General features: G+C 37.7%; 16 protein-coding genes. 2 read left to right on the forward strand and 14 right to left on the reverse strand.

Annotated features, from left to right (window positions below; translation table 11 throughout):
* Positions 1–14: 14 nt before the first annotated feature.
* The 14 genes from glgP to sufB form a co-directional block, all read right to left on the reverse strand.
* Entirely contained in the window at positions 15–4,247 is a 4,233-nt protein-coding gene (glgP, locus tag OM074_RS05410) for an alpha-glucan family phosphorylase (protein ID WP_301198284.1), read from the reverse strand.
* A gap of 88 nt (positions 4,248–4,335) precedes the next feature.
* The gene (locus OM074_RS05415) at positions 4,336–4,647 is read right to left on the reverse strand and encodes an isoamylase early set domain-containing protein (RefSeq protein WP_301198286.1); all 312 of its coding nucleotides are present in this window, start codon (positions 4,645–4,647) and stop codon (positions 4,336–4,338) included.
* Between the two features lie 150 nt (positions 4,648–4,797).
* Positions 4,798–6,120, reverse strand: a complete 1,323-nt coding sequence (locus OM074_RS05420; RefSeq protein WP_301198288.1) for a glycoside hydrolase family 57 protein — start codon at positions 6,118–6,120, stop codon at positions 4,798–4,800.
* 19 nt (positions 6,121–6,139) lie between these two features.
* Positions 6,140–7,441 carry a glycosyltransferase family 4 protein gene (locus OM074_RS05425; RefSeq protein ID WP_301198290.1) on the reverse strand — a complete coding sequence of 434 codons (1,302 nt, stop codon included), beginning with the start codon at positions 7,439–7,441 and terminating at the stop codon, positions 6,140–6,142.
* 1 nt (position 7,442) lies between these two features.
* Positions 7,443–9,374, reverse strand: a complete 1,932-nt coding sequence (locus OM074_RS05430; RefSeq protein ID WP_301198292.1) for an amylo-alpha-1,6-glucosidase — start codon at positions 9,372–9,374, stop codon at positions 7,443–7,445.
* 260 nt (positions 9,375–9,634) lie between these two features.
* Entirely contained in the window at positions 9,635–10,621 is a 987-nt protein-coding gene (locus tag OM074_RS05435) for a GSCFA domain-containing protein (RefSeq protein WP_301198293.1), read from the reverse strand.
* A 19-nt stretch (positions 10,622–10,640) separates the two neighbouring features.
* Positions 10,641–11,531: an alpha/beta fold hydrolase gene (locus OM074_RS05440; protein WP_301198294.1), complete on the reverse strand. Its 891-nt coding sequence runs from the start codon at positions 11,529–11,531 to the stop codon at positions 10,641–10,643.
* A 68-nt stretch (positions 11,532–11,599) separates the two neighbouring features.
* Positions 11,600–12,523 carry a tRNA epoxyqueuosine(34) reductase QueG gene (queG, locus tag OM074_RS05445; RefSeq protein WP_301198296.1) on the reverse strand — a complete coding sequence of 308 codons (924 nt, stop codon included), beginning with the start codon at positions 12,521–12,523 and terminating at the stop codon, positions 11,600–11,602.
* A gap of 76 nt (positions 12,524–12,599) precedes the next feature.
* Complete coding sequence (locus OM074_RS05450) at positions 12,600–12,917, reverse strand: SUF system Fe-S cluster assembly protein (protein ID WP_301198297.1); 318 nt, start codon at positions 12,915–12,917, stop codon at positions 12,600–12,602.
* Positions 12,918–12,974: 57 nt separating this feature from the next.
* The gene (locus tag OM074_RS05455; protein ID WP_301198298.1) at positions 12,975–13,397 is read right to left on the reverse strand and encodes a SufE family protein; all 423 of its coding nucleotides are present in this window, start codon (positions 13,395–13,397) and stop codon (positions 12,975–12,977) included.
* Positions 13,398–13,456: 59 nt separating this feature from the next.
* Positions 13,457–14,677: an aminotransferase class V-fold PLP-dependent enzyme gene (locus OM074_RS05460; protein WP_301198300.1), complete on the reverse strand. Its 1,221-nt coding sequence runs from the start codon at positions 14,675–14,677 to the stop codon at positions 13,457–13,459.
* 3 nt (positions 14,678–14,680) lie between these two features.
* Positions 14,681–16,075, reverse strand: coding sequence for a Fe-S cluster assembly protein SufD (sufD, locus tag OM074_RS05465; RefSeq protein ID WP_301198301.1), 1,395 nt, complete (start codon positions 16,073–16,075; stop codon positions 14,681–14,683).
* A gap of 38 nt (positions 16,076–16,113) precedes the next feature.
* Complete coding sequence (sufC, locus tag OM074_RS05470; RefSeq protein ID WP_301198302.1) at positions 16,114–16,866, reverse strand: Fe-S cluster assembly ATPase SufC; 753 nt, start codon at positions 16,864–16,866, stop codon at positions 16,114–16,116.
* Between the two features lie 80 nt (positions 16,867–16,946).
* A complete protein-coding gene (sufB, locus tag OM074_RS05475) occupies positions 16,947–18,395 on the reverse strand; it encodes a Fe-S cluster assembly protein SufB (RefSeq protein ID WP_301198304.1) in 1,449 nt (482 codons plus the stop codon).
* Between the two features lie 550 nt (positions 18,396–18,945).
* On the opposite strand from sufB, the gene OM074_RS05480 reads away from it, so the two are divergent.
* Together OM074_RS05480 and OM074_RS05485 are read left to right on the forward strand one after the other, a co-directional pair.
* Positions 18,946–19,533, forward strand: coding sequence for an RNA polymerase sigma factor (locus tag OM074_RS05480; RefSeq protein ID WP_301198305.1), 588 nt, complete (start codon positions 18,946–18,948; stop codon positions 19,531–19,533).
* Positions 19,523–20,854 (forward strand): carboxypeptidase-like regulatory domain-containing protein, encoded by a 1,332-nt coding sequence (locus OM074_RS05485; protein ID WP_301198306.1) that lies wholly within the window; start codon positions 19,523–19,525, stop codon positions 20,852–20,854. The genes OM074_RS05480 and OM074_RS05485 overlap by 11 nt, the downstream gene beginning before the upstream one ends.
* The last annotated feature ends 33 nt before the right edge of the window (positions 20,855–20,887 follow it).

Consider the following 20,887-nt stretch of genomic DNA (forward strand, 5'->3'; position numbering starts at 1 on the left):
TAATCTGAATTGGTCTATATCCATCTCACACAACAATAATCCTGCTTTTTGCTAAGGTCCTCATTTTTAGGGTACATCCTGATACCAAAATTATATACACCAGGAATATTCAATTTATGATTTAAGGTATAATATAATTTACTACCCTCCTTTTTATCCAGTTCAAACTCTTCAATACTTAACATCTTAGCCGTATTATCATCCTGCACATCAGCAAAAATTGCCTGAACAGAAATATCTATACCATCAAGTGCTTTTAGGTCAATAATTAAGTTGATACGGTATGTTTCGCCAATTCCAAGTTGGTGGGAATAAATATCGGGCATTTCAACATTCACAACCTCCACATCGTTCCAATTGGATTTAACCCAACGTTTCCAGGATGATATTTTCCGTACCAGTTCACAATCGTTATCCTTGAGTTCCTTCAACCGATTGTCCATCTTATTGTAAAACCTGCTCAGATAATCATCCATCATGCGCTTGGTTGTATAGTCAGGTGCGATTTCACAAATCGAGTTCCTAATATACTCTATCCAATCAGGTGATATACCCTTTTCATTTTGGTCGTAAAACAAAGGAACTATCTCATTCTCGAACATACTATATATCGTTGCCGCATCCAACTCATCCTGAAGCTTTTGATCGCTATAGGTACGTTTGTCCGTCAAACTCCAACCTGCACCTTCACGATAACCTTCATACCACCAGCCATCCAGAACACTAAAGTTCAACACTCCATTCAGTTCTGCTTTTTCACCGCTTGTTCCAGAAGCTTCCAGTGGACGGGTTGGGGTATTCATCCAGATATCAACCCCGCTCACCAATCGTTTGGCTAATTCCATATCGTAGTTTTCAAGAAAAATAATTTTCCCCAGGAACTGAGGTTTCTTGGATATTTCAACAATATGTTTGATCAAGGCCTGACCTCCCCCATCTGCAGGGTGGGCCTTTCCGGCAAAAATAAACTGCACTGGCCTTTCCGGATCATTCACAATTTCGGCCAACCGTTCCTCATCCGTAAACAACAAGTGCGCACGTTTATAAGTAGCAAACCTTCGTGCAAAACCAATAGTTAAAGCATTATCATCTATCTGATCAATAACCTCTACAATTTGAGAAGGATCAGAATGGCTATTCACCATATTAGAGGCCATCCGGTTCTTAACGAACTCTATAAGTTTTCTGCGCAAGGTTTTTCGAACATGCCAAATCTCTTCATCAGTTACATCATGAATCTTCCTCCAAAAATCCTTATTTGACAAATCTGACATAAAATCAGTATCAAACCTTTCTTCATATAACCTTTGCCAATCACACGAAGTCCAGGTTCCATAATGAACCCCGTTAGTTACGTAACCAATAGGCACCTCTTCGGTAAAAAGGCCTTTCCACAATCCCTGGAACATATTCCTGGACACCTCACCATGCAACCAGCTCACACCATTTACTTCTTCAGATGTTTTTACGGCAAGTACACTCATGGAAAACTTTTCATGCAAGTCGTCGGGGTTCTCGCGCCCCAACGCCATAAAGTCATCCCAGCCTATTTGAAGTTTTTCCGGAATATGCCGGAAATATATCCTGACTAAGTCTTCATCAAACTTATCGTGTCCGGCAGGAACAGGCGTATGTGTTGTAAACAATGAGGAAGCCCTCACTAATTCAAGCGCCTCGGCAAACGAATAATGATCTTCAACATATTTAATTAGCCTGGACACATTGATCAGGGCAGCATGCCCCTCGTTACAATGGAAAAGGTTTGTTTTAATCCCAAGCTCATCCAATAACTGTATTCCTCCCATACCTAGAAGGATTTCCTGCTTCAGCCTGTTTTCCCAATCGCCTCCGTACAAACTGTGCGTAATATGCCTGTCCGCTTCACTATTTAACTCATGATCTGTATCTAACAAATACAAAGGTACCCGCCCCACATCGGCACGCCAAACTTTAACATGCACAAGCCTACCAGGAGCACTCATCTTGAGCAAATAGGGAGTCCCATCTGCATTCTTAACTTCAGTTATCGGAAGATTGGAAAACTCCTGTTTGTCAAAATTAGATTGCTGATCTCCATTTATAGTTACCGATTGTCGGAAATATCCATATTTATACAACAATCCTACTGCCGTCATATTCACATTTGAATCACTGGCCTCTTTCAAATAATCACCAGCCAGCACACCCAAACCTCCGGAATATATCTTTAGCACATCATTGATTCCATACTCCATGCTAAAATAAGCTATTGAAGGATCTGTTGAGGGCTCCCGATCCATATATGCGCGGAACATGTTATATACCCGATCGAGCTCCTTAACAAATTCAGGTTTTTCGGATAACCCCACCAAATAATCATAACTAACCCTTTCAAGAAGCTTTATTGGATCTTTCCCTGAAGCCACCCAGGTATCAGGATCAATAGCTTCAAACAACTCCGAAGCCCTATAGTTCCAAGTCCACCAAAGGTTATGCGAAAGCTCATTTAAGTGCTCTATTTTTTTAGGAAGTTTAGATTTTACAAAGAGCTTTTTCCAAACAGGCATTGCAGATTTTTCGGGCTTTATATGGATACGTTTATCCCTTTTCACAATATCTATTTGCTCCTTGCGGTTTGATACTGCTTTTAGTGCAACATCATATGCTTTAAAATAATGGTCAAAAAGCACATCCCACTCTACTTTGAGCGATAATTCATGCGCTCTGTTCCTTATATCACTTACCTCATTCTCCGACTTTAGTGCAAACTGGATTATGGCTTTTGATATATTAATGGAAGCCTCATCTATATTATGATCATTCCGTTCAATCACAACAAGCCCATCATCAATACCCTTGGCAAACTGTTTCCCCCAAATTCCAAAGCCTGCCAAACTGGTTGTTACGGTAGGGATATAAAAAGCCAAACTTTCCAAAGGCGTGTATCCCCATGGTTCATAATAAGAAGGAAAGACGGTTAAGTCCATACCAATCAAAACATCATAATAAGGAAGATTGAAAATGCCATCATCCCCCTTCAGGTAAGATGGAACAAAAATCAGCTTCACTGTATCTTCCTTTTCGTTATTAAGGTGGATATCCTGAATTTTATTTATGATAGGATCATAGCCCAGGTCGTTTAAACCATGTGTTAGAAAGGGATTTTTCAAACCGTTTTGAGTTTCACCATTAAGTTTAGCTATTAAATCCTTTCTGGCCCCAAAATTATTTGCGGGTATCAATACAAAAACAATTGTTTCCCGCTTATAGTTTTCATCTTCATTAAGATGTTTTAATCCATCTAAAAACACATCAATACCCTTATTCCGGTATTCATACCTTCCGCTATTGGCAATAAAAAGGGCATCATCGGCTAGTTTGTAACCCAATAAACTTTCAGAAACTTTCTTCAGTTTCTCCCTTGCCACCTTACGTTTCTCTTCAAACTCATTTGGCTGAGGGACAAAATCACCTTCAAAGCCATTTGGCGTTATTACATCAACCCGGCGCTCCATGAACTGGGCACATTCTTTTGCTGTAATTTCCGAAACGGTGGTAAAACAATCAGCGTTTATTGCTGATTTCTTTTCTAACGAGTGTTTTGCAACTACCCCAAGATCATGAGATCTGATATCTCCATTGAAATTCTGTAATTCGTCGTACAATGGTTCGCCATGACCAGCCAAACTACGACCAATAACAGTGGCATGGGTAGTGAAAACGGTAGCTATTTGAGGTAATGCACCTTTTAAATACAAGGCTCCACTACCAGTCATCCATTCATTAAAATGTGCTACTATTTTATGGTTGGCATTCAGGTAACATTTATAAAAGCTTTCTATCAGCTTTCCTGTTGCATACCCAAAAATTACAGATTCAACGTAATCCCATTGTCCGGATAGTGAATCCACTTTATACAATTCCCAAAAACGAGAAAGAATTTCATTTTTTTGGGACACCATGGTACTAAAATCTATGAGCAATGCAATTGGCTTACCCACAACTTTCCATCTACCTGTTCGTACCCGAAGTCCTTCTTTGCTCAAGGCCTCTTTCCATTCCGGAAAAAGATTATCATCTTGTTCAAACTCACTGACTTTTCCTGTACCTGAAATAAAATCAGGCCCGATAAATATTATTTTTTCTCCAAAATTTTTAACCAGAGTTAGTGCCTTTGTTGATAAAACGGTATGGATACCGCCCATTTTATTACAAACCTCCCAACTTGTTTCAAAAACATAATCGGGCTTTAAATAATTTTGCATCATTTTTTAAGATAATAAATTGTAATTGCGGTATCTAACCGTTTCCTGAGAGAATAATTAACCCCGGGGAATTGGGGCAAATAGATTAGTACTATAGCTGAAGTACACCATTTTGCTCCGAAGTACCCATTCCGTTATCTACGAAACAATCGGCCTCTTCATCATTTATCCACTGGCTGTCATCAACTAAATATCTGAATTGAAATTCAGATCCGCTCGAAAGATTAAGTGTTTGTGTAAAATCGCCTGATTTTAATGGCTTCATGGGCTCCACCGCTGTGTCCCAATCATTAAAATCGCCAATAACTTTTACTGACTCAGGCTTTAACCCATCTTTCTTCTCAAATTTAAAAGTAACCTTACACTCAGGCTTACTTTTTAAAAATTGCTTTTTAATGCTCATAATTTTCTCTGTTTATTTAAAATAGAAATATAAATAGGCCTAATTAATGGTGAACCCAAACCTTTAATACAGGCTTAGGTCACCACTCTAATAATTTATTAATTAAATTCTCCGAAATGAGAACAACCACAACCCAAGTCCATGGTTACATTAAATCAGTTTTTTCTCTACTTTCTTTTGTTTCTCCCTGAGTCTCTTAATATTTTCTTCAAGTTCGGCAATTTTAGCCTCCTTTTCAGCCAACAGATTGCTTAGGTTTGAGATGTTTTCATCCTCTTCATTTTCAGGAACCACAGCATTTAGTCTCAAGGTAAAGTCGCTCAGCACATTCATATAATTAATAAATGCCTGATAAGGAGATTCATATGGATTAAAATACGCATGCACATCTCCATCGGAGAAATACTTGGTGCACATATAATAAAAGTGATCACTAGCCTGAAGGTAAGTCCAGTCATCAATCAACTTCGGATCGGTGCATTTCTGCACTTTAGGCAATAAGGCATATAATTTATTAAAAGCCTCTTCCTGCATTTCATTGCCCAGCCAAGCCGTCAAATCACGTTCCTCATCAGCCCATGATATTGGATAAGGCACATTGATTGCGGAAACCGGCTGAAGGTTTTTTGCTACTTCAGATGGCGTAGAGAATGAAAATTCCTTATGCTTCAGGATTTCCTTTGGTAATCCTTCCAGGAATTCAAAAATACCGGTTTCTTTCCATTGATGCTCACCAAAGGTTTCATAATCTAAAAACAGATTTATCACTTCCGATTTAGCATCAACATCTTTTAACCACTGCGTATACTTTTCTGGTGTCAGAGGCCATTCACTCCATCCTTTATGACCAAAGCGAAAAGCAATATCATCACTTAGCACAAAGTTTTTAAGCAGCACTTTAAGCTTTGGGTTAATGCTGTTACAATACAAATAATTAGGGCTTTTCCAACCCAATACATGCTTAGCTCCTTCTGTTAACATGGCCTTATAACCCATTTTATAAACCATATCTCCCATTTCATCAGAATATATCAACTCTGTATTTCGAAAAACAGAAGGTTCCTGATTAAAGAGTTCTTTAACCAGGGCAACTTGCATATCAACCTGGCGCTTAAACTCATCTTTATCCTTCAGGGCCACTAAAGAGTGGCAATATGTTTCAGCAAGAAACTCAACCTGACCGGTATCTGCCAGTTTTTTAAAACTTTCGATAACCTCAGGCGCATATAATTGAAACTGCTTTATGGCCACCCCCGAAATTGAGAAAGCTACTTTAAACTTTCCCTTATTGGCTTTAATAAGCTTAAGCAAGATCTCATTGGTAGGCAAATAGCATTTTTGTGCAATTTTTACCAAAATGCTTTCATTGGTATAATCATCATAATAGTAATGGTTATTACCTATATCGAAAAAACGATAGCGACGAAAACGGAATGGTTGATGTACTTGAAAATATAGACAGATTGTTTTCATAAGTTTTTGATTTTAAGAGTTAGATTGATGATTCTTCAGGCACCACAGAATCGTATACTTCCTTAACTTTATGGGCAGAGTCTTCCCACTTCAGAGCCTCCACCTCGCTTTTTCCATGCTTGATAAACATAGACGAAAGGGAAGGATATTTTAATACTCCGTACATGGCATCTGCCATAGCATCTATATCCCAGAAGTTGGTTTTTATGGCATGATTAAGAATTTCTGCAACTCCTGATTGATAGGATATCAGAACAGGCACATTACTTTGCATGGCCTCAAGGGGTGAAATACCAAAAGGTTCCGAAACGGATGGCATCACATACAAGTCACTCATCCGCAACATAGTAAACACTTCCTCTCCTTTCAAAAAGCCTGTGAAGTGAAATTTGTCCGTAATTTTCAGTTCAGCAGCACGACGAATCATTTTCTCCATCATATCACCACTCCCTGCCATCACAAACCGGACATTATCCATTTTTTGAAGTACACGGTAGGCGGCCTCGATAAAATACTCCGGGCCTTTTTGCATGGTAATCCGCCCAAGAAAGGTCACAATTTTTTCATTCTTGTTTTTCTTAATAGGATTATCAACCAACATTTCTTTGGGTTCGACTGCGTTGTACACGGTAACCACTTTTCCCGGATCAATGCCATATTTTTCGACAACAATATTCCGGGTAAGGTTACTTACCGTAATAACCTTATCTGCAGCATCCAGCCCCCTCTTTTCAATCTCATACACTGAAGGATTCACACTTCCTCCGCTCCTGTCAAAATCGGTAGCATGAACATGAACAACCAAAGGTTTACCGGTAGCCTCTTTAGCTGCTATTCCAGCCGGGTAAGCCAACCAGTCATGTGCGTGGATCACATCAAATTCGTTATCCTGCGCAATAACCCCGGCTACCAAAGCATAGTTAGATATTTCCTGCAATAAATTAGCACCGTACTTTCCCGAAAAATCAATTTTCCCCTCTTCATTTGTATGAACAATCTTTTTTTCGCCCTCAACCTTTATACGGGTGAGTTTCCAATAATCTTCAGGATCTACATAAGGGATGATATGGGAATCAACCTCTATATAATCCATCTCTTTTTCAAACTTTTTTAAGTCTATTTTTCGTTGTCGGATGGATATATTGTTGGCTCCTACCAACTTTATTGCACTTTGGTCTTCATCACCATAAGCCTTTGGCACAACAAATAATACATCCAAATCCTCAACATGTGACAATCCTCTTGTCAATCCATAACACGCTGTTCCGAGCCCACCTGTAATATGAGGAGGAAACTCCCAGCCAAACATAAGTACCCTCATATTAACTATATTTTTCGATTAGTTTAAGAATTTTAAGAACTCCGGCTACATTCCAGGCCATACTAACAGCACCTTTTCCCATCTGAGGGGGATTCCCATCATAATACTCGGATAAAGTACCTATGCAGTGATTAGTCATCTCGTCGCTAAAATTATCTGCAATCCTTTTAATATGGCTTATTCCGCTTTGCTTATGCAGCTTTAAATACCCCTCTGCATAAAAAGATATCAACCATGGCCACACAGCTCCCTGATGCAAGCCAAATTCACGCTTATGAGCAATTCCTTCCATCACGCCCTTATAATTAGGGTTTTTAGGAGATAAACTCCTTAAACCTTTTGGCGTTAACAGTTGCTCTTTTACAACATCAATAATATCTTTTTTCTGTTCGTTGCTCAGGGGTGAGTAATTAAAAGCGGTTACAAATATCTGATTAGGACGGATAGAAGCATCAATATACTCACCATCCACCACGTCATACAGACAGCTGTCTTTTTCATTCCAGAATGTATCAAGGTAGGAAGATTCCAATTTCTCAGCCACTTCCTTTACCTTTTTAATAAAGCCGGCATCTTTAGTCTTTTCTTTAGCTAAATCTAAAAATAAATGCAGGGCATTATACCACAGGGCATTGATTTCAACACAGGCCCCATTTCGAGGGGTAACCGGTATTCCGTCAACAACCCCATTCATCCATGTTAATGGTTGAAAAGCATCGTTTATAACGATCAATCCATTATCCTGAACTTTTACGTTATTAAACCTTCCTTTAAGGTAAGATTCAATAACCAGCTTTAAAAAGCTATAGTATTGTTTACTTAATTTTTCAATACAAGTTTCACCCCAGCATTGCTGAAGTGTCCAGAAAAACCATAAAGGAGTATCGGCTTCCACCATATTCAACTTTTCCTTATCCTTTATGTTTTTTGTAATCTGACTGGCCGATGAATCCAGCACACTTGCAAACAGTTTCTCATCGCCCAATGCCTCGGTGAGTTGTGGCACCGATATCAATGTGTCGCGCAGGCGCTCTCCATACCAGTGGTAGCCTGCCACCATTGTAATTGCATCATCTTTAGAAACAAAGAACTGCTGCGCTGAATTTAAAAGGTTATTATAAACACTGTCCCGTGGAATCCGCCGCTCTAATTCCTTGTTAAAACGCGTATCAAAACCATCCGGATTCCTTTCTTCGAGGGAAGCGGAAAAAATAACGCTTTCTCCTTTCTTGATGTCTACTTCAAAATAACCGGGAACATAAAGATCCTCTTTGTAGTGATAGCCGCGACGCTCTTCCTTAAAATATTCAATCCCGCGGTACCAATCAGGATTTGCCACAAACTCATTTGTTTTTGAAAGCTGCATGTACAATCGGGGTATCCTGGGGTACATTTTTATACTGATCCCATTAGATGCCTGACTGTATTTAGTATTGGCAGCCATGTTTTCATGAGTTAGTTCATGAACGCTCCTATTAGCCAAAAAAGGTTTCAATTTTAACTTAGTGTCAGAATTTGCTTCAAGGAGTGTGTATTTTACAAGTACCCTTTCTTGCTTTGCAACAAGCACTTCTTCAACTGCAAGCAAAACACCTCCCACTCTATACACTTTACGGGGAATTACATCAAATTCCAACTCTCTGATATACTTATGCCCTTTGGGTTCATAGTGGTTTCCATTATATTTATGTATTCCCAAATTGAACGCTCTTTCGTGCTGAACTACGGTTACATCAAGAGAACTTAACAGAACATGACGCATCATGTCAAAATCGGGTAACGGACATACCAGTAAACCATGATATTTCCGAGTATTACAACCTATTATACTAGAGCTCATATATGAGCCTGCCCGATTGGTTCGAAGAATCTCTTTAAATAGAGATTGCTCCAGGTTTATTAATTTGGATTTTTCAAAAGTTAGATAGGACATTTAATTCGTTTGTTTATTTCATGTGTAATATTTTTGGTTTTTCGCTTTAAGAATCTCCCAGGTAATTATTTCTTTTTGGGGATCGGTTTTACCTGTTCGCCTCTATAAAACTAACGTTAATTAAAATTCAACAATGTATTATACTTCTCTCTGGTCAATATTTCTATTTGAATATATTTACTACAAATTTACATCAATTTATAACTAACAAATACTTTTAAGTGTTAATTTATTACATGTTAAGTATAAATAACATGGATTTAGATTATTTTACTCTTTATAATATCTAAATCTGAACTAAAATCCGCTTTTGGATATTTATTAATTAATTGATGAATTTTCTCAACCTGCTTAGTCAGAAAATTTTGATGCGATATCGAGGCTGAATCATAGGGTCTATGCCCAATTGCCTTCACTAATTTATGCATCTCCTTAATATATTCCAATGTTTCCAGTGAAAAAAAGCAATATTTAAACTTTTCCCATATATAGTCAATTGCCACGGTATTGGGATGGATCATATCCTCGGCATAAAACCTATAATCCCTTAAATCATCCATTACCAACTCATATGCAGGAAAATAACTACAACTCTCAAACTGTTCAACCAGGCTATTTACAGCCAGCAACAAGGTCGATTTACTGATTTGATTCCCTTGTGCACCATCTTTCCAGTGACGCACCGGGCTTACAGTAAAAACGATTTGAATATCCGGATTAAAGACCAGCAATTCGGTTAACAACTTTTTGTACTTACCTACAATTTCATCAACATTTAACAAAAAACGATTAAACTCTTTTGCCGGATATTTATGACAATTTGATACAATTGCTTCATTCTGCATCCATTGATATACCCAGGCGGTGCCAAAGGTGATAAAAATAAACTTGCTTGATTTTAAGAAATTGTAAGCCTTTGCATTGACTTTATTAATTTTTAGTAAACAAGCATCCTTATCCCTGTCTGAAAATGAACTGTGATGAAAGAAACTATGCCAATGTTCACCATAAAAATTTAAGTCTCCTTCCTCAAAACTTCGGTTAGAAATGATTGAGCTGATAGTATTTGCCACACTCATGGGATTATAGATTACCCCGTAAGGGTTAACCATTGCACTCAATCTACTTTGTAAAAATCTATCCCCAACATTGGTTGCAAAGCATGATCCCAAAAACATTACATCCATATCATATCCAATGTTCTTTTTATGCTTCTCAACTTGAACTTCAGTCCTGAAACTGCTCATAAACACACTTCTATTATTACTAAACATTCACCGCTTCCACACTCTCAAAACGAACCACTTCACAACACCCCTGCTGTAATATCCAATCAACAATCCGATTTAGCATAAAACCACTTTCAGCCTCTACATGAATCTCGTGCCTGGCATTTGACAATGGAACAAATTCTGTATCTGAGCAATACTTACTTTGAAACTCAATACTTGATTTTATATCTGTTACCCTATCCTTTTCTCCATGAAAAATAATAACAGGAAATCTAACATTTGCACCTCCAATATTCAGCAAACTTTTACCCAGATGATTTATTTTACAAAACAAGCGTGCCGAGATTTGCTTATGTGCCAAAGGATCACTTTTTGCTTTTTCCTGCATTTCCTCTGACGTTCTGAAATTTTCCGATTTTATGCCAGATGAAAATGTAAGATTTGGCATCAGTACCCCCATCAGCTTTACCATCTTTAAAACCAACCCTCTAGGCTGTTTTACCAATTTAAACCAAGGTGCTGCAAGAATAGCCCCCTTAAAAACATCCTGATTATCAATTGCCATCTTTAAAGCCAGGGGACCTCCCATACTATTTCCATATACGTACATGGGCACTTTTTCACCAACAAATCTTTTAACATACTTTACAGCCTGTTCTATATCATCGTAAAAACATTGCAGATTTTTAATCACTCCGGGTTTCCCATGTGATTTGCCATGACCTCTCAGATCAACCCCTACAAAGCCAATATTTTTACTGCAAAAGAAATTTGCAACCTCGCCAAAACGTGCCACATGCCCTCCCAAACCATGCACTAAACAAATTACAGCTTTAATCTCTTCTTTGGGAAGCCAGAACATACCATGAAGTAAGGTATTGTCTTTAGAATAAGTGTAGAATGAGGAATGATTAATATTATCCATTTATAGTTAATTTTTCGATACCTCAAGTTAATACAATATTTCCTTATCCAATACCAAAAAAACTATTTCTAAAGCATAAAATCAATATTTCTTTTCAGTCCCCTAAATTTTGCTCTTTTAATGGCCGACTTTTTAAATAATTCGGAAAACTGCTCTTGCGTCAACCCGTCCCATTCCTCTTCTGTTAATTTCAGGAAGTTTGTTTTAGGCAGAAACCGCTCTTCTTTATGCGGGACAACTTTATTATTCCAAGGACAAACATCCTGGCAAATATCACAACCATAAATCCTATTTTGCAGCAAGCCACTAAACTCCTCAGGAATATCCCCTTTATTCTCTATGGTAAGGTAAGAAATGCATTTTCGGGCATCTACTACCCGTGGGGATAAAATTGCTTTGGTAGGACAAGCATCTATGCAGCGGGAACAATTCCCACAGGCGTTGTTGATTTCTTTACCTGATGGAATCTCTAAATTCACTATCAGTTCTGAGATAAAAACAAAACTGCCCAATTCCTTATTGATCAGGTTTGAATTTTTTCCAATCCACCCTAACCCTGCCCTAACTGCAAGTGAGCGTTCCAGCACAGGAGCAGAATCCACAAACATACGACCTTCAAGCTGGGGATAAAGGTCGGCTTTAATATAATCGAACAATTCTTTGAGTTTATCCTTAATTACAAAATGGTAATCTTCGCCATAGGCATATTTCGAAATCACATATTTCCCATCCTGAACTTCTGCAGGATAATAATTGGAAAGCAATACGATAACGGTCTTTGCACCATCCACAAGCTTTGTTGCATCACACCTTTTCTCTAAATGATTCTCCATATAATGCATATCTGCATGCATTCCCTCATTCAGCCATTTTTGCAAATACACTTTATCCTCAAAAAGCTCACTCGCCGGCGTAAACCCACATGCATCAAAGCCTAACTTTTTAACTTTCTGCTCAATTAATCCACCATATGTGTTATTCTCAAATTTCAACTACAGTCTAAATAAAAAACGGATCAATACTTACCCAAAGCAAATATGATCCGTTCATAGTTTTGTTTATTATATTTTAAAGCAGCCCCAGCTCCAAAAGAGCTTCATCTGACAACATATCTTTTGTCCACGGAGGATCAAAGGTAAGATTTAAGTCCACATGTGAAATTCCGTCAAGCGCACTTACTTTTTCAAAAACCTCCTCCGGCATTGATTCTGCAACAGGACAATTGGGAGAAGTCAAAGTCATTACAATCCTCACCTTACCGTCATCATCAACATTCACTTCATAAATTAATCCTAAATCATAGATATTAACCGGTATTTCAGGATCAAATATTGTTTTAAGCGTGTCAACGATCTCTTCTTCTTTTGATAAAAATTCGTTTGTCATATCTAATAATATATGCTACAAAGAAAAACCTTTATACCTTTTAAAACTTTATAACTATTACACTTGCTTCGCTTTGAATGCCAATGCAAACAAACGCATCTGCTTAATCATGGCAACCAAACCATTGGAGCGGGTTGGCGACAAATGCTCTTTTAACCCTATTTTGTCGATAAATGATAGTTCATTGTCTAAAATAGCCTCAGGAGTTTGACCCGAAAGCGCCCTGATCATTAAGGCCACAATACCTTTCACGATTATCGCATCACTGTCTCCCATGTAATACACTTTTCCATCATCCATCCAGGCATGCAACCATACTTTTGACTGACAGCCATCCAGCAGATTCTGATCCAAACGATAGGTGTCGTCAAATGGTTCCAGATCGTTACCTAATTCAATCAGGTAGGCATATTTATCCATCCATTCATCAAATGATGAAAATTCTTCAACAATCTCCTCCTGAATTTCTTGTATTGTCATTTCACTTTATTTTTTCTTTCGATATAATTTGGAGAACAAAGATGCTAATTTTTAAGACTCTACCCAAATAGCACAGCCACCTTATTAATCCCGTCTACTAACTTATCAATTTCTTCTTTGGTATTATATACAGCCAAAGAAGCCCTCATTGTTCCGGGTATCTTATAAAAATCCATTACAGGCTGGGCACAATGGTGGCCGGTTCTTATGGCAATACCCATTTTATCGAGCATGGTTCCCAAATCAAACGGATGAATCTCCTTAACCAAAAAGGAAATTACGCTTGACTTATTATTGGCCGTACCAATAATGCGCATCCCTTCAATTTCATTTAATCTGGCGGTAGCGTATTGCAACAACTCATGTTCATATGCTGCTATATTATCGAGCCCCAATTCCGAAACAAAATCTATAGCTTCTCCCAGACCAACTACTCCGGCAATATTAGGAGTACCTGCTTCAAACTTAAATGGAAGTTCGTTATAGGTAGTTTCCTCAAAGGACACGCTTTTTATCATCTCACCCCCACCCTGCCAGGGTTCCATTTCATTTAAATACTTCTCTTTTCCATACAAAACACCAGTTCCTGTTGGCCCATAGATTTTATGCCCGGAAAACACAAGAAAATCCACATCCAACTCCTGAACATCGACATTTAGATGCTGAACCGCCTGCGCTGCATCAACCATTACCGGTGTATTATTAGAATGAGCTTTTTCTATGATTTCAGGAATTGCATTTACGGTGCCTAATGAATTAGACACATAGGCAACAGACACCAGCTTTGTCTTCTCCGACAAAAGATTCTCAAATGCCTGCATATCCAACTCCCCATTTTCAAACAATGGTATAACCTTAAGCACTGCCTTCTTTCGCTTGCACATCAATTGCCAGGGAACAATATTTGAATGGTGTTCCATGGTAGAGATTATTACCTCATCGCCCTCCTTAATATAGGTATCCCCAAAAGAAGTTGCCATTAAATTAATAGCCGCAGTTGCTCCCGAAGTGAAAATTATTTCATGAGAATTTGGGGCATTAACAAAGAGTTGTACTTTTTTCCGGGCTTCTTCATATGCAAGCGTTGCCTGATTACTTAAATAATGAACACCCCTGTGAATATTGCTATTAAGTGTATGATAAATTTCATTCACCTTATTCACAACCCTTGCCGGCTTATGTGTAGTGGCTGCATTATCGAAATAAACCAAAGGTTTTCCATAAACCTCTGTATGAAGAATTGGGAATTGCCCCCTAATATGTTGGATATCTAAACTCATAAACTACATGCAAGTAAATTCATTATCAGAGACCTGTCCGCAAAGCACGCATGAATTGCATTTATTCAACTCACCTCTAAACACCTGTTCAACAAGACCCCGGATCTGCTCTCGCACGGCCTCAACCCTGATTTTTTCTACAGCTTCATAAGCAAAAGCATACATAAGTAAAACACGCGCCTCTTCTTTACTAATTCCCCGTGAGCGTAAATAAAACATTGATTTTTCATCCAACTGGCCTACCGTTGCCCCATGCGAACACTTTACATCATCAGCATAAATCTCCAACATAGGTTTTGTATTGATCTTTGCATTATCCGTCAGCAACAAATTATCATTTTTTTGAAAAGCATTTGTTTTTTGAGCATTAGGGCGGACCATAATTTTACCCGCAAATGCAGCTGTTGCAGAATCATCAAGCACTCCTTTAAACAACTCTTCGCTGTAACAATTTGGCATAGCATGATCTACAAATGAAAAATTATCGACATGCTGAGTCTTGTCCGACACATACAACCCATAAATACGCGACTCACAATGTTCATCGTCCATATGTACATATATGTTATTTCGGGTTACTCCGGTATGCAACGTTAAGTTGTGAGTCAATACACTTGAGTGTTCCTTTTGCTTTACAAATACAGAAGAAATACTCGTTGTCAGATTATGTTGATTCTGGATATTATAGATGTCAAATACCGAATTTTTATCCACAAAAGCCTCTGTTACAGCATTCACCAGAAACCTATTTTCAGAAAGGGTATGCTCGCAAACCATAATTTTGGCCTGCGCATTTTCCTCTATCACAACCAGATTTCTCGAAAAAGCCATGAAGCTTTCCTCTGCCTTCATAATGTTCACAATCTGAATAGGTTTTTCAACCACAACTCCCTTAGGAACATAAATAAAGAATCCATCCTGAGCAAATGCTGTGTTCATTGCCACAAGGCTATCCTCTTCATTTTTGGCATATTTATTATAATGTGTTTCAAATAATTCAGGATGGGACTTCGAAAATTCGGCAAAACTACCGATCAAAACACCTTCCGGCAACGAATCGGGCAATTGGTTTTTACGGTAATACCATCCATTTATCAAATAAATAGTTATAGCCTCCAGGTCTTCCACATTACAATTGAAAACTTCCGTAAGGTTTTGATTAAACACCTCGTGTTCAAAATCACAAGTGTAATCTTTTTCAAACTGGGGATTCAGGTTGGTATATTTATAAGACTCCACCTTACGGTTGGGAATACCCTTATCTTCAAATATCTTAATAGCACCTTCCCTTGCATTCGCCACTACATCCGAAGCCATAATATTTAAACGGCCCTGATTTTCTTTGAATAGCGAAATATATTTTTCTTCTACTTTTATTTCTGCACCCGCTATACTCATTTTTAAAACATTTTAATCGTTCAACATGTGTTTACGGGTTAATCTTCAAACTGCTTTTTAATCCAGTCGTAACCTTTTTCCTCTAGCTCCAATGCCAATTCCTTTCCTGCCGACATCACAATCCTTCCTTTGTATAATACGTGAACAAAATCAGGCACTATATAATCCAACAAGCGCTGATAGTGAGTAATCACAACAGTTGCATTGTTTTCAGATTTTAATTTATTAACTCCATTGGCAACAATACGCAATGCATCAATATCCAAACCTGAATCTGTTTCATCAAGTATGGAAACCTTAGGCTGTAACATAGCCATCTGGAATATCTCATTCTTCTTTTTTTCACCACCGGAAAACCCCTCATTAACAGAACGGTTTGTAAGATTTGAATCAATCTCAACCAATTTCTTTTTCTCACGCATCAATTTTAAAAACTCACTGGCTGTATAAGGTTTTTCTCCATTATATTTTCTGTGTTCATTAACAGCAGTGCGCATAAAATTCACCATGCTTACTCCCGGAATTTCTACAGGATATTGGAAACTGTAAAACAATCCCTCTCGTGCTCTGTCCTCTGCAGGCATATCCAAAAGATTCTTTCCATAAAAGGTTGCAGATCCTTCTGATACGTCAAACACCTCACTACCTGCCAAAACCGAAGAAAGAGTACTTTTACCCGACCCGTTTGGCCCCATAATGGCATGAACTTCACCCGGTTTTACCGTAAGGTTGATCCCTCTTAATATTTCTTTATCGTCTATCTTGGCGTGTAAGTTTTTTACTTCTAGCATTTTATTTTAGTTTAAAAGTTTATAAAAATTGAAAGTTTGTAAAGTAAAAGCCTCCATGCAGAGACTCTTAATCTATTAGCTTACCCTACACTACCTTCTAAACTTATTTGTAATAATTTTTGAGCCTCTACGGCAAATTCCATAGGCAACTGATTGATAACTTCTTTTACATAACCATTTACAATCAATCCAACGGCATCCTCTGTTGACAAACCTCTTGTATTGCAATAAAAGATCTGATCCTCTCCAATTTTAGAGGTAGTTGCCTCGTGTTCAACTTTAGCTGTATTGTTATTGATTTCGAGATATGGAAATGTATGGGCACCGCACTGATCTCCCATTAATAACGAGTCACATTGCGAGAAATTACGAGCATTTTCCGCCTTTTTATTCACCCTAACCAATCCACGATAGCTATTTTGACTTTTCCCGGCAGACACCCCTTTGGATACAATTAAACTCCGGGTATTTTTACCCAGGTGAATCATCTTGGTACCGGTATCTGCCTGCTGATAGTTGTTGGTAACTGCTACAGAATAAAATTCGCCAACAGAATGGTCGCCCATTAAAACACAGCTAGGATATTTCCAGGTTATTGCGGAACCTGTTTCTACCTGTGTCCACATAACTTTTGAGTAGTCTCCTTTACAAAGTGCCCTTTTGGTTACAAAATTATAGATTCCACCCTTTCCTTCCTTATCACCCGGATACCAGTTTTGCACCGTAGAATATTTCACTTCAGCCCTTTCCATCGTTACAATTTCAACAATTGCAGCATGAAGCTGATTTTCGTCGCGTTGTGGTGCGGTACACCCCTCCAGGTAGCTTACATAACTATCGTCATCAGCTACAATCAGAGTACGTTCAAACTGCCCGGTATTTGTCGCATTAATTCGGAAATAGGTAGATAGTTCAATAGGACAACGAACCCCTTTGGGAATATACACAAAGGATCCATCACTAAAAACAGCATTGTTAAGAGCTGCAAAAAAGTTATCGGTATAATTTACTACCGACCCCATATATTTCTTAATCAAATCAGGGTATTCCTGAACAGCCTCACTAAAACTGCAGAAAATAATCCCCTTTTCAGCCAGTGTTTCTTTAAAAGTAGTCTTCACCGAAACACTATCCATTACTGCGTCCACAGCAACACCTGCCAATACTTTCTGCTCGTCTAAAGGAATTCCTAACTTTTCGAAAGTAGCCTTCAACTCCGGATCAACATCATCCATACTATCCAGTTGAGGCTTTTGCTTTGGAGCGGCGTAATAAATAATATCCTGAAAATCTATCTTGGGAATATTTAATTTAGCCCACTCAGGCTGCTCCATCTTTAACCAGTGGTTAAAAGCTTTCAACCTATACTCCAACATCCATTCAGGCTCGTTTTTTTTCTGGGATATTAACCTAACTACATCCTCATTTAAGCCTTTGGGAATCACCTCCGTTTCTATATCGGTTGTAAAACCATATTTATAGTCACTCCCGGTTACTTCCTCTAAAATTTTATCCTGATTTTCTGCCATAATCACTTCCTTTTCATTTATCTTACAACAATCTTACAGATTGAAGCAGACAACCTGAATTACATGCTTTTGAATGGACAAAATTAGCAAACTATTTAGATTAAATAAAATTAAGCCATTCTAAATAAGCAACATTTTTCAGAAACACTTAATGTATTGAATTTTAACACAAACAAACCTGATTACCCCAACAAAATCAAGTCATATTTAATATAATAAACGTGTCTTACCCCAGAGAGACAACTCAAAACCCACGATTTAAGGCAATGCATTACTTAATAATCTCAAATAATAACATTCCTCTTAAACTATGGTTTTTATATTAAAAATTTACCAGCCCTGCAGTAATGCACTTAAAACATACAACTACCCCAACCGGTAAAAGTTCAAATAAAAGGTGGTATTTTAATTAAACTCCCGTAAAAATAACATTTATCATTGTTAACAACCCCTCTTTTACATGTTAATCTCATCCATTTTATAGTTTTTTAGCATTGCTTACCATTATTTTATTGATTCTTTATAATTTTAGCCTGCTTTAAAATATGTAATGAAAATATTTCCTTCAAAATCAAAAAACATATCGGATTCAGAGTTGGTTGTGCAATACAAAAACACACTCAACCTTGACATATTGGGCATTTTATATTCCAGATATATGGATTTGGTTTTTGGGGTATGCCTTAAGTATCTAAAAAACAAAGATGATGCGCAGGACACGGTGATGCATATTTTTGAAAAGATATCAGTTGCCCTACAGGAAACAAATGTGAAAGATTTTAGACCCTGGCTGTATGTTGTTACCAAGAATTATTGTTTGATGGAATTAAGAAATAAAAAACATCACACCATTTCTTTTGATGACGAAAATGTTTTCGCAGAAAAATTTATGGAATCTCAATATGAAATTCATCCTATTGACAAAGAACAACATGAGCAAAACGAAACAGCTTTAAAAAATTGTATTGAAAAACTAAAATTCCAACAGAAAGAAAGCATAGAACTGTTTTATTTTAAAGAAATGACCTACCAGCAAATTTCTGCAAAAATGGAAGTTGACATCAAAAAAGTAAAGAGTTATATTCAAAATGCCAAGCGCAACATAAAAATTTGTTTAGAAAGAAGCAATGCCATATAACAACCAAAACATATCATCCATCCGCAAATATCTTAGGAACGAGTTGTCTGAAAGGGAAAGATATGCTTTTGAAAGAAAAATGGAAGCCGATCCGTTTCTGCACGATGCTGTTGAAGGATACAAAAACCTTAACAACGAAGAACTTAAGGACACCATAAAATTACTTCACAACAAATTTGAACAAAGAAAGAAAACAAAAGCCATTCCCACATGGATGCAACTTGCAGCTACCATTGTTTTTATAATCGGCATCTCAACTTTAATATTTATTTCAAACAACAACCAGCAACCCAAACTAAGCAAGGCTCAAAAAACAGAACCTATAGTTGATTCTGCCATTACAAGTAAAGGCAAAACCAGCATTAGTAAAGAACCCTCAACAAAAGCTACCATACTTCCAGAAAAAACCGTTAGCAACTCTGAACCTGAGATTTTAACTAGTATTGACGACGACATTTCCCTATCGCTTGAATTATCACACTTACCTGAAGCCCAAAAAAACAAGAGTATCGAGAAAGCAAACAACCAACAATTCACCATAAACCAAAAAGAATTAGTACTGAGTGAGGAAGAAGAACTTGATTTTATTATTGAAAATGAAAAACCTGTTTTAACCGGACAAATAAAAGGCGACAAACTAAACGGAACAACTCCACCCTCCTCGGCAGATCATATATTTATAAGAGGCCGCTCTATTATTGCGCCTGATTCATTTGTTCAATACAATGGGAAAGTAGTAGATAATGAAGGACTTCCTTTACCTGGCGTTACCATTATTGAAGCTGGAAAATCCAACGGAACAATCACTGATATGGATGGCAATTTTACAATCGAGGCTCCTCAATCGGGCAGTTTATTGACTTTTGATTTTATTGGATTCAAACAAAAGTCAGTTATTGTAACAAAAGATTCAATAGGAGAAGTAAAACTTGAAGCAGATGCACTCGCTATGGACGAAATAGTTGCAGTAGGATATGGGACAGAACGAAAAAGCAAAAGAAGCGGGAATCAAAAAGAAACTAAAGCAGACATTCCCAACACCACCTACGCCCAAGTTGAACCTTTAATTGGCCTGAAAAAATTCAAAAGAAAGATACAGCGCAATTTAAAACTCCCTTCAGACGCAATTTCCAATGAAATTACTGTAAAAATCACCATTGACTCCAGTGGTGATATTTCTGACATCATAACACTTACACCTGTAAACAGCACCTTCGCCAAAGAATTGAAGGAGGCTATCACTGAGCTTGGTAAGTGGCAATGCATAAGAACAGATAACAGTCCGGCTTCCTGTTCCAGAGTTATCGTTTTTGAATTTTGAATTGGTGACTGGCATTTTAAATACCAAACATTT

Origin of the sequence: Plebeiibacterium marinum (assembly GCF_026013615.1) — a bacterium.
Classification (GTDB): Bacteria; Bacteroidota; Bacteroidia; order Bacteroidales; family Marinilabiliaceae; genus Saccharicrinis; species Saccharicrinis marinus_A.

Excerpts from the sequence above, each read along its gene's own strand:
- sufC (WP_301198302.1), bottom strand. The coding sequence starts at position 16,866 with ATGCTAGAAGTAAAAAACTTACACGCCAAGATAGACGATAAAGAAATA.
- OM074_RS05420 (WP_301198288.1), bottom strand. The coding sequence starts at position 6,120 with ATGAAAACAATCTGTCTATATTTTCAAGTACATCAACCATTCCGTTTT.
- sufD (WP_301198301.1), bottom strand. The coding sequence starts at position 16,075 with ATGAGTATAGCGGGTGCAGAAATAAAAGTAGAAGAAAAATATATTTCG.
- glgP (WP_301198284.1), bottom strand. The coding sequence starts at position 4,247 with ATGATGCAAAATTATTTAAAGCCCGATTATGTTTTTGAAACAAGTTGG.
- OM074_RS05480 (WP_301198305.1), top strand. The coding sequence starts at position 18,946 with ATGAAAATATTTCCTTCAAAATCAAAAAACATATCGGATTCAGAGTTG.
- OM074_RS05485 (WP_301198306.1), top strand. The coding sequence starts at position 19,523 with ATGCCATATAACAACCAAAACATATCATCCATCCGCAAATATCTTAGG.
- OM074_RS05430 (WP_301198292.1), bottom strand. The coding sequence starts at position 9,374 with ATGTCCTATCTAACTTTTGAAAAATCCAAATTAATAAACCTGGAGCAA.
- OM074_RS05460 (WP_301198300.1), bottom strand. The coding sequence starts at position 14,677 with ATGAGTTTAGATATCCAACATATTAGGGGGCAATTCCCAATTCTTCAT.
- OM074_RS05435 (WP_301198293.1), bottom strand. The coding sequence starts at position 10,621 with ATGAGCAGTTTCAGGACTGAAGTTCAAGTTGAGAAGCATAAAAAGAAC.
- OM074_RS05440 (WP_301198294.1), bottom strand. The coding sequence starts at position 11,531 with ATGGATAATATTAATCATTCCTCATTCTACACTTATTCTAAAGACAAT.
- OM074_RS05425 (WP_301198290.1), bottom strand. The coding sequence starts at position 7,441 with ATGAGGGTACTTATGTTTGGCTGGGAGTTTCCTCCTCATATTACAGGT.
- OM074_RS05455 (WP_301198298.1), bottom strand. The coding sequence starts at position 13,397 with ATGACAATACAAGAAATTCAGGAGGAGATTGTTGAAGAATTTTCATCA.
- OM074_RS05415 (WP_301198286.1), bottom strand. The coding sequence starts at position 4,647 with ATGAGCATTAAAAAGCAATTTTTAAAAAGTAAGCCTGAGTGTAAGGTT.
- OM074_RS05450 (WP_301198297.1), bottom strand. The coding sequence starts at position 12,917 with ATGACAAACGAATTTTTATCAAAAGAAGAAGAGATCGTTGACACGCTT.
- sufB (WP_301198304.1), bottom strand. The coding sequence starts at position 18,395 with ATGGCAGAAAATCAGGATAAAATTTTAGAGGAAGTAACCGGGAGTGAC.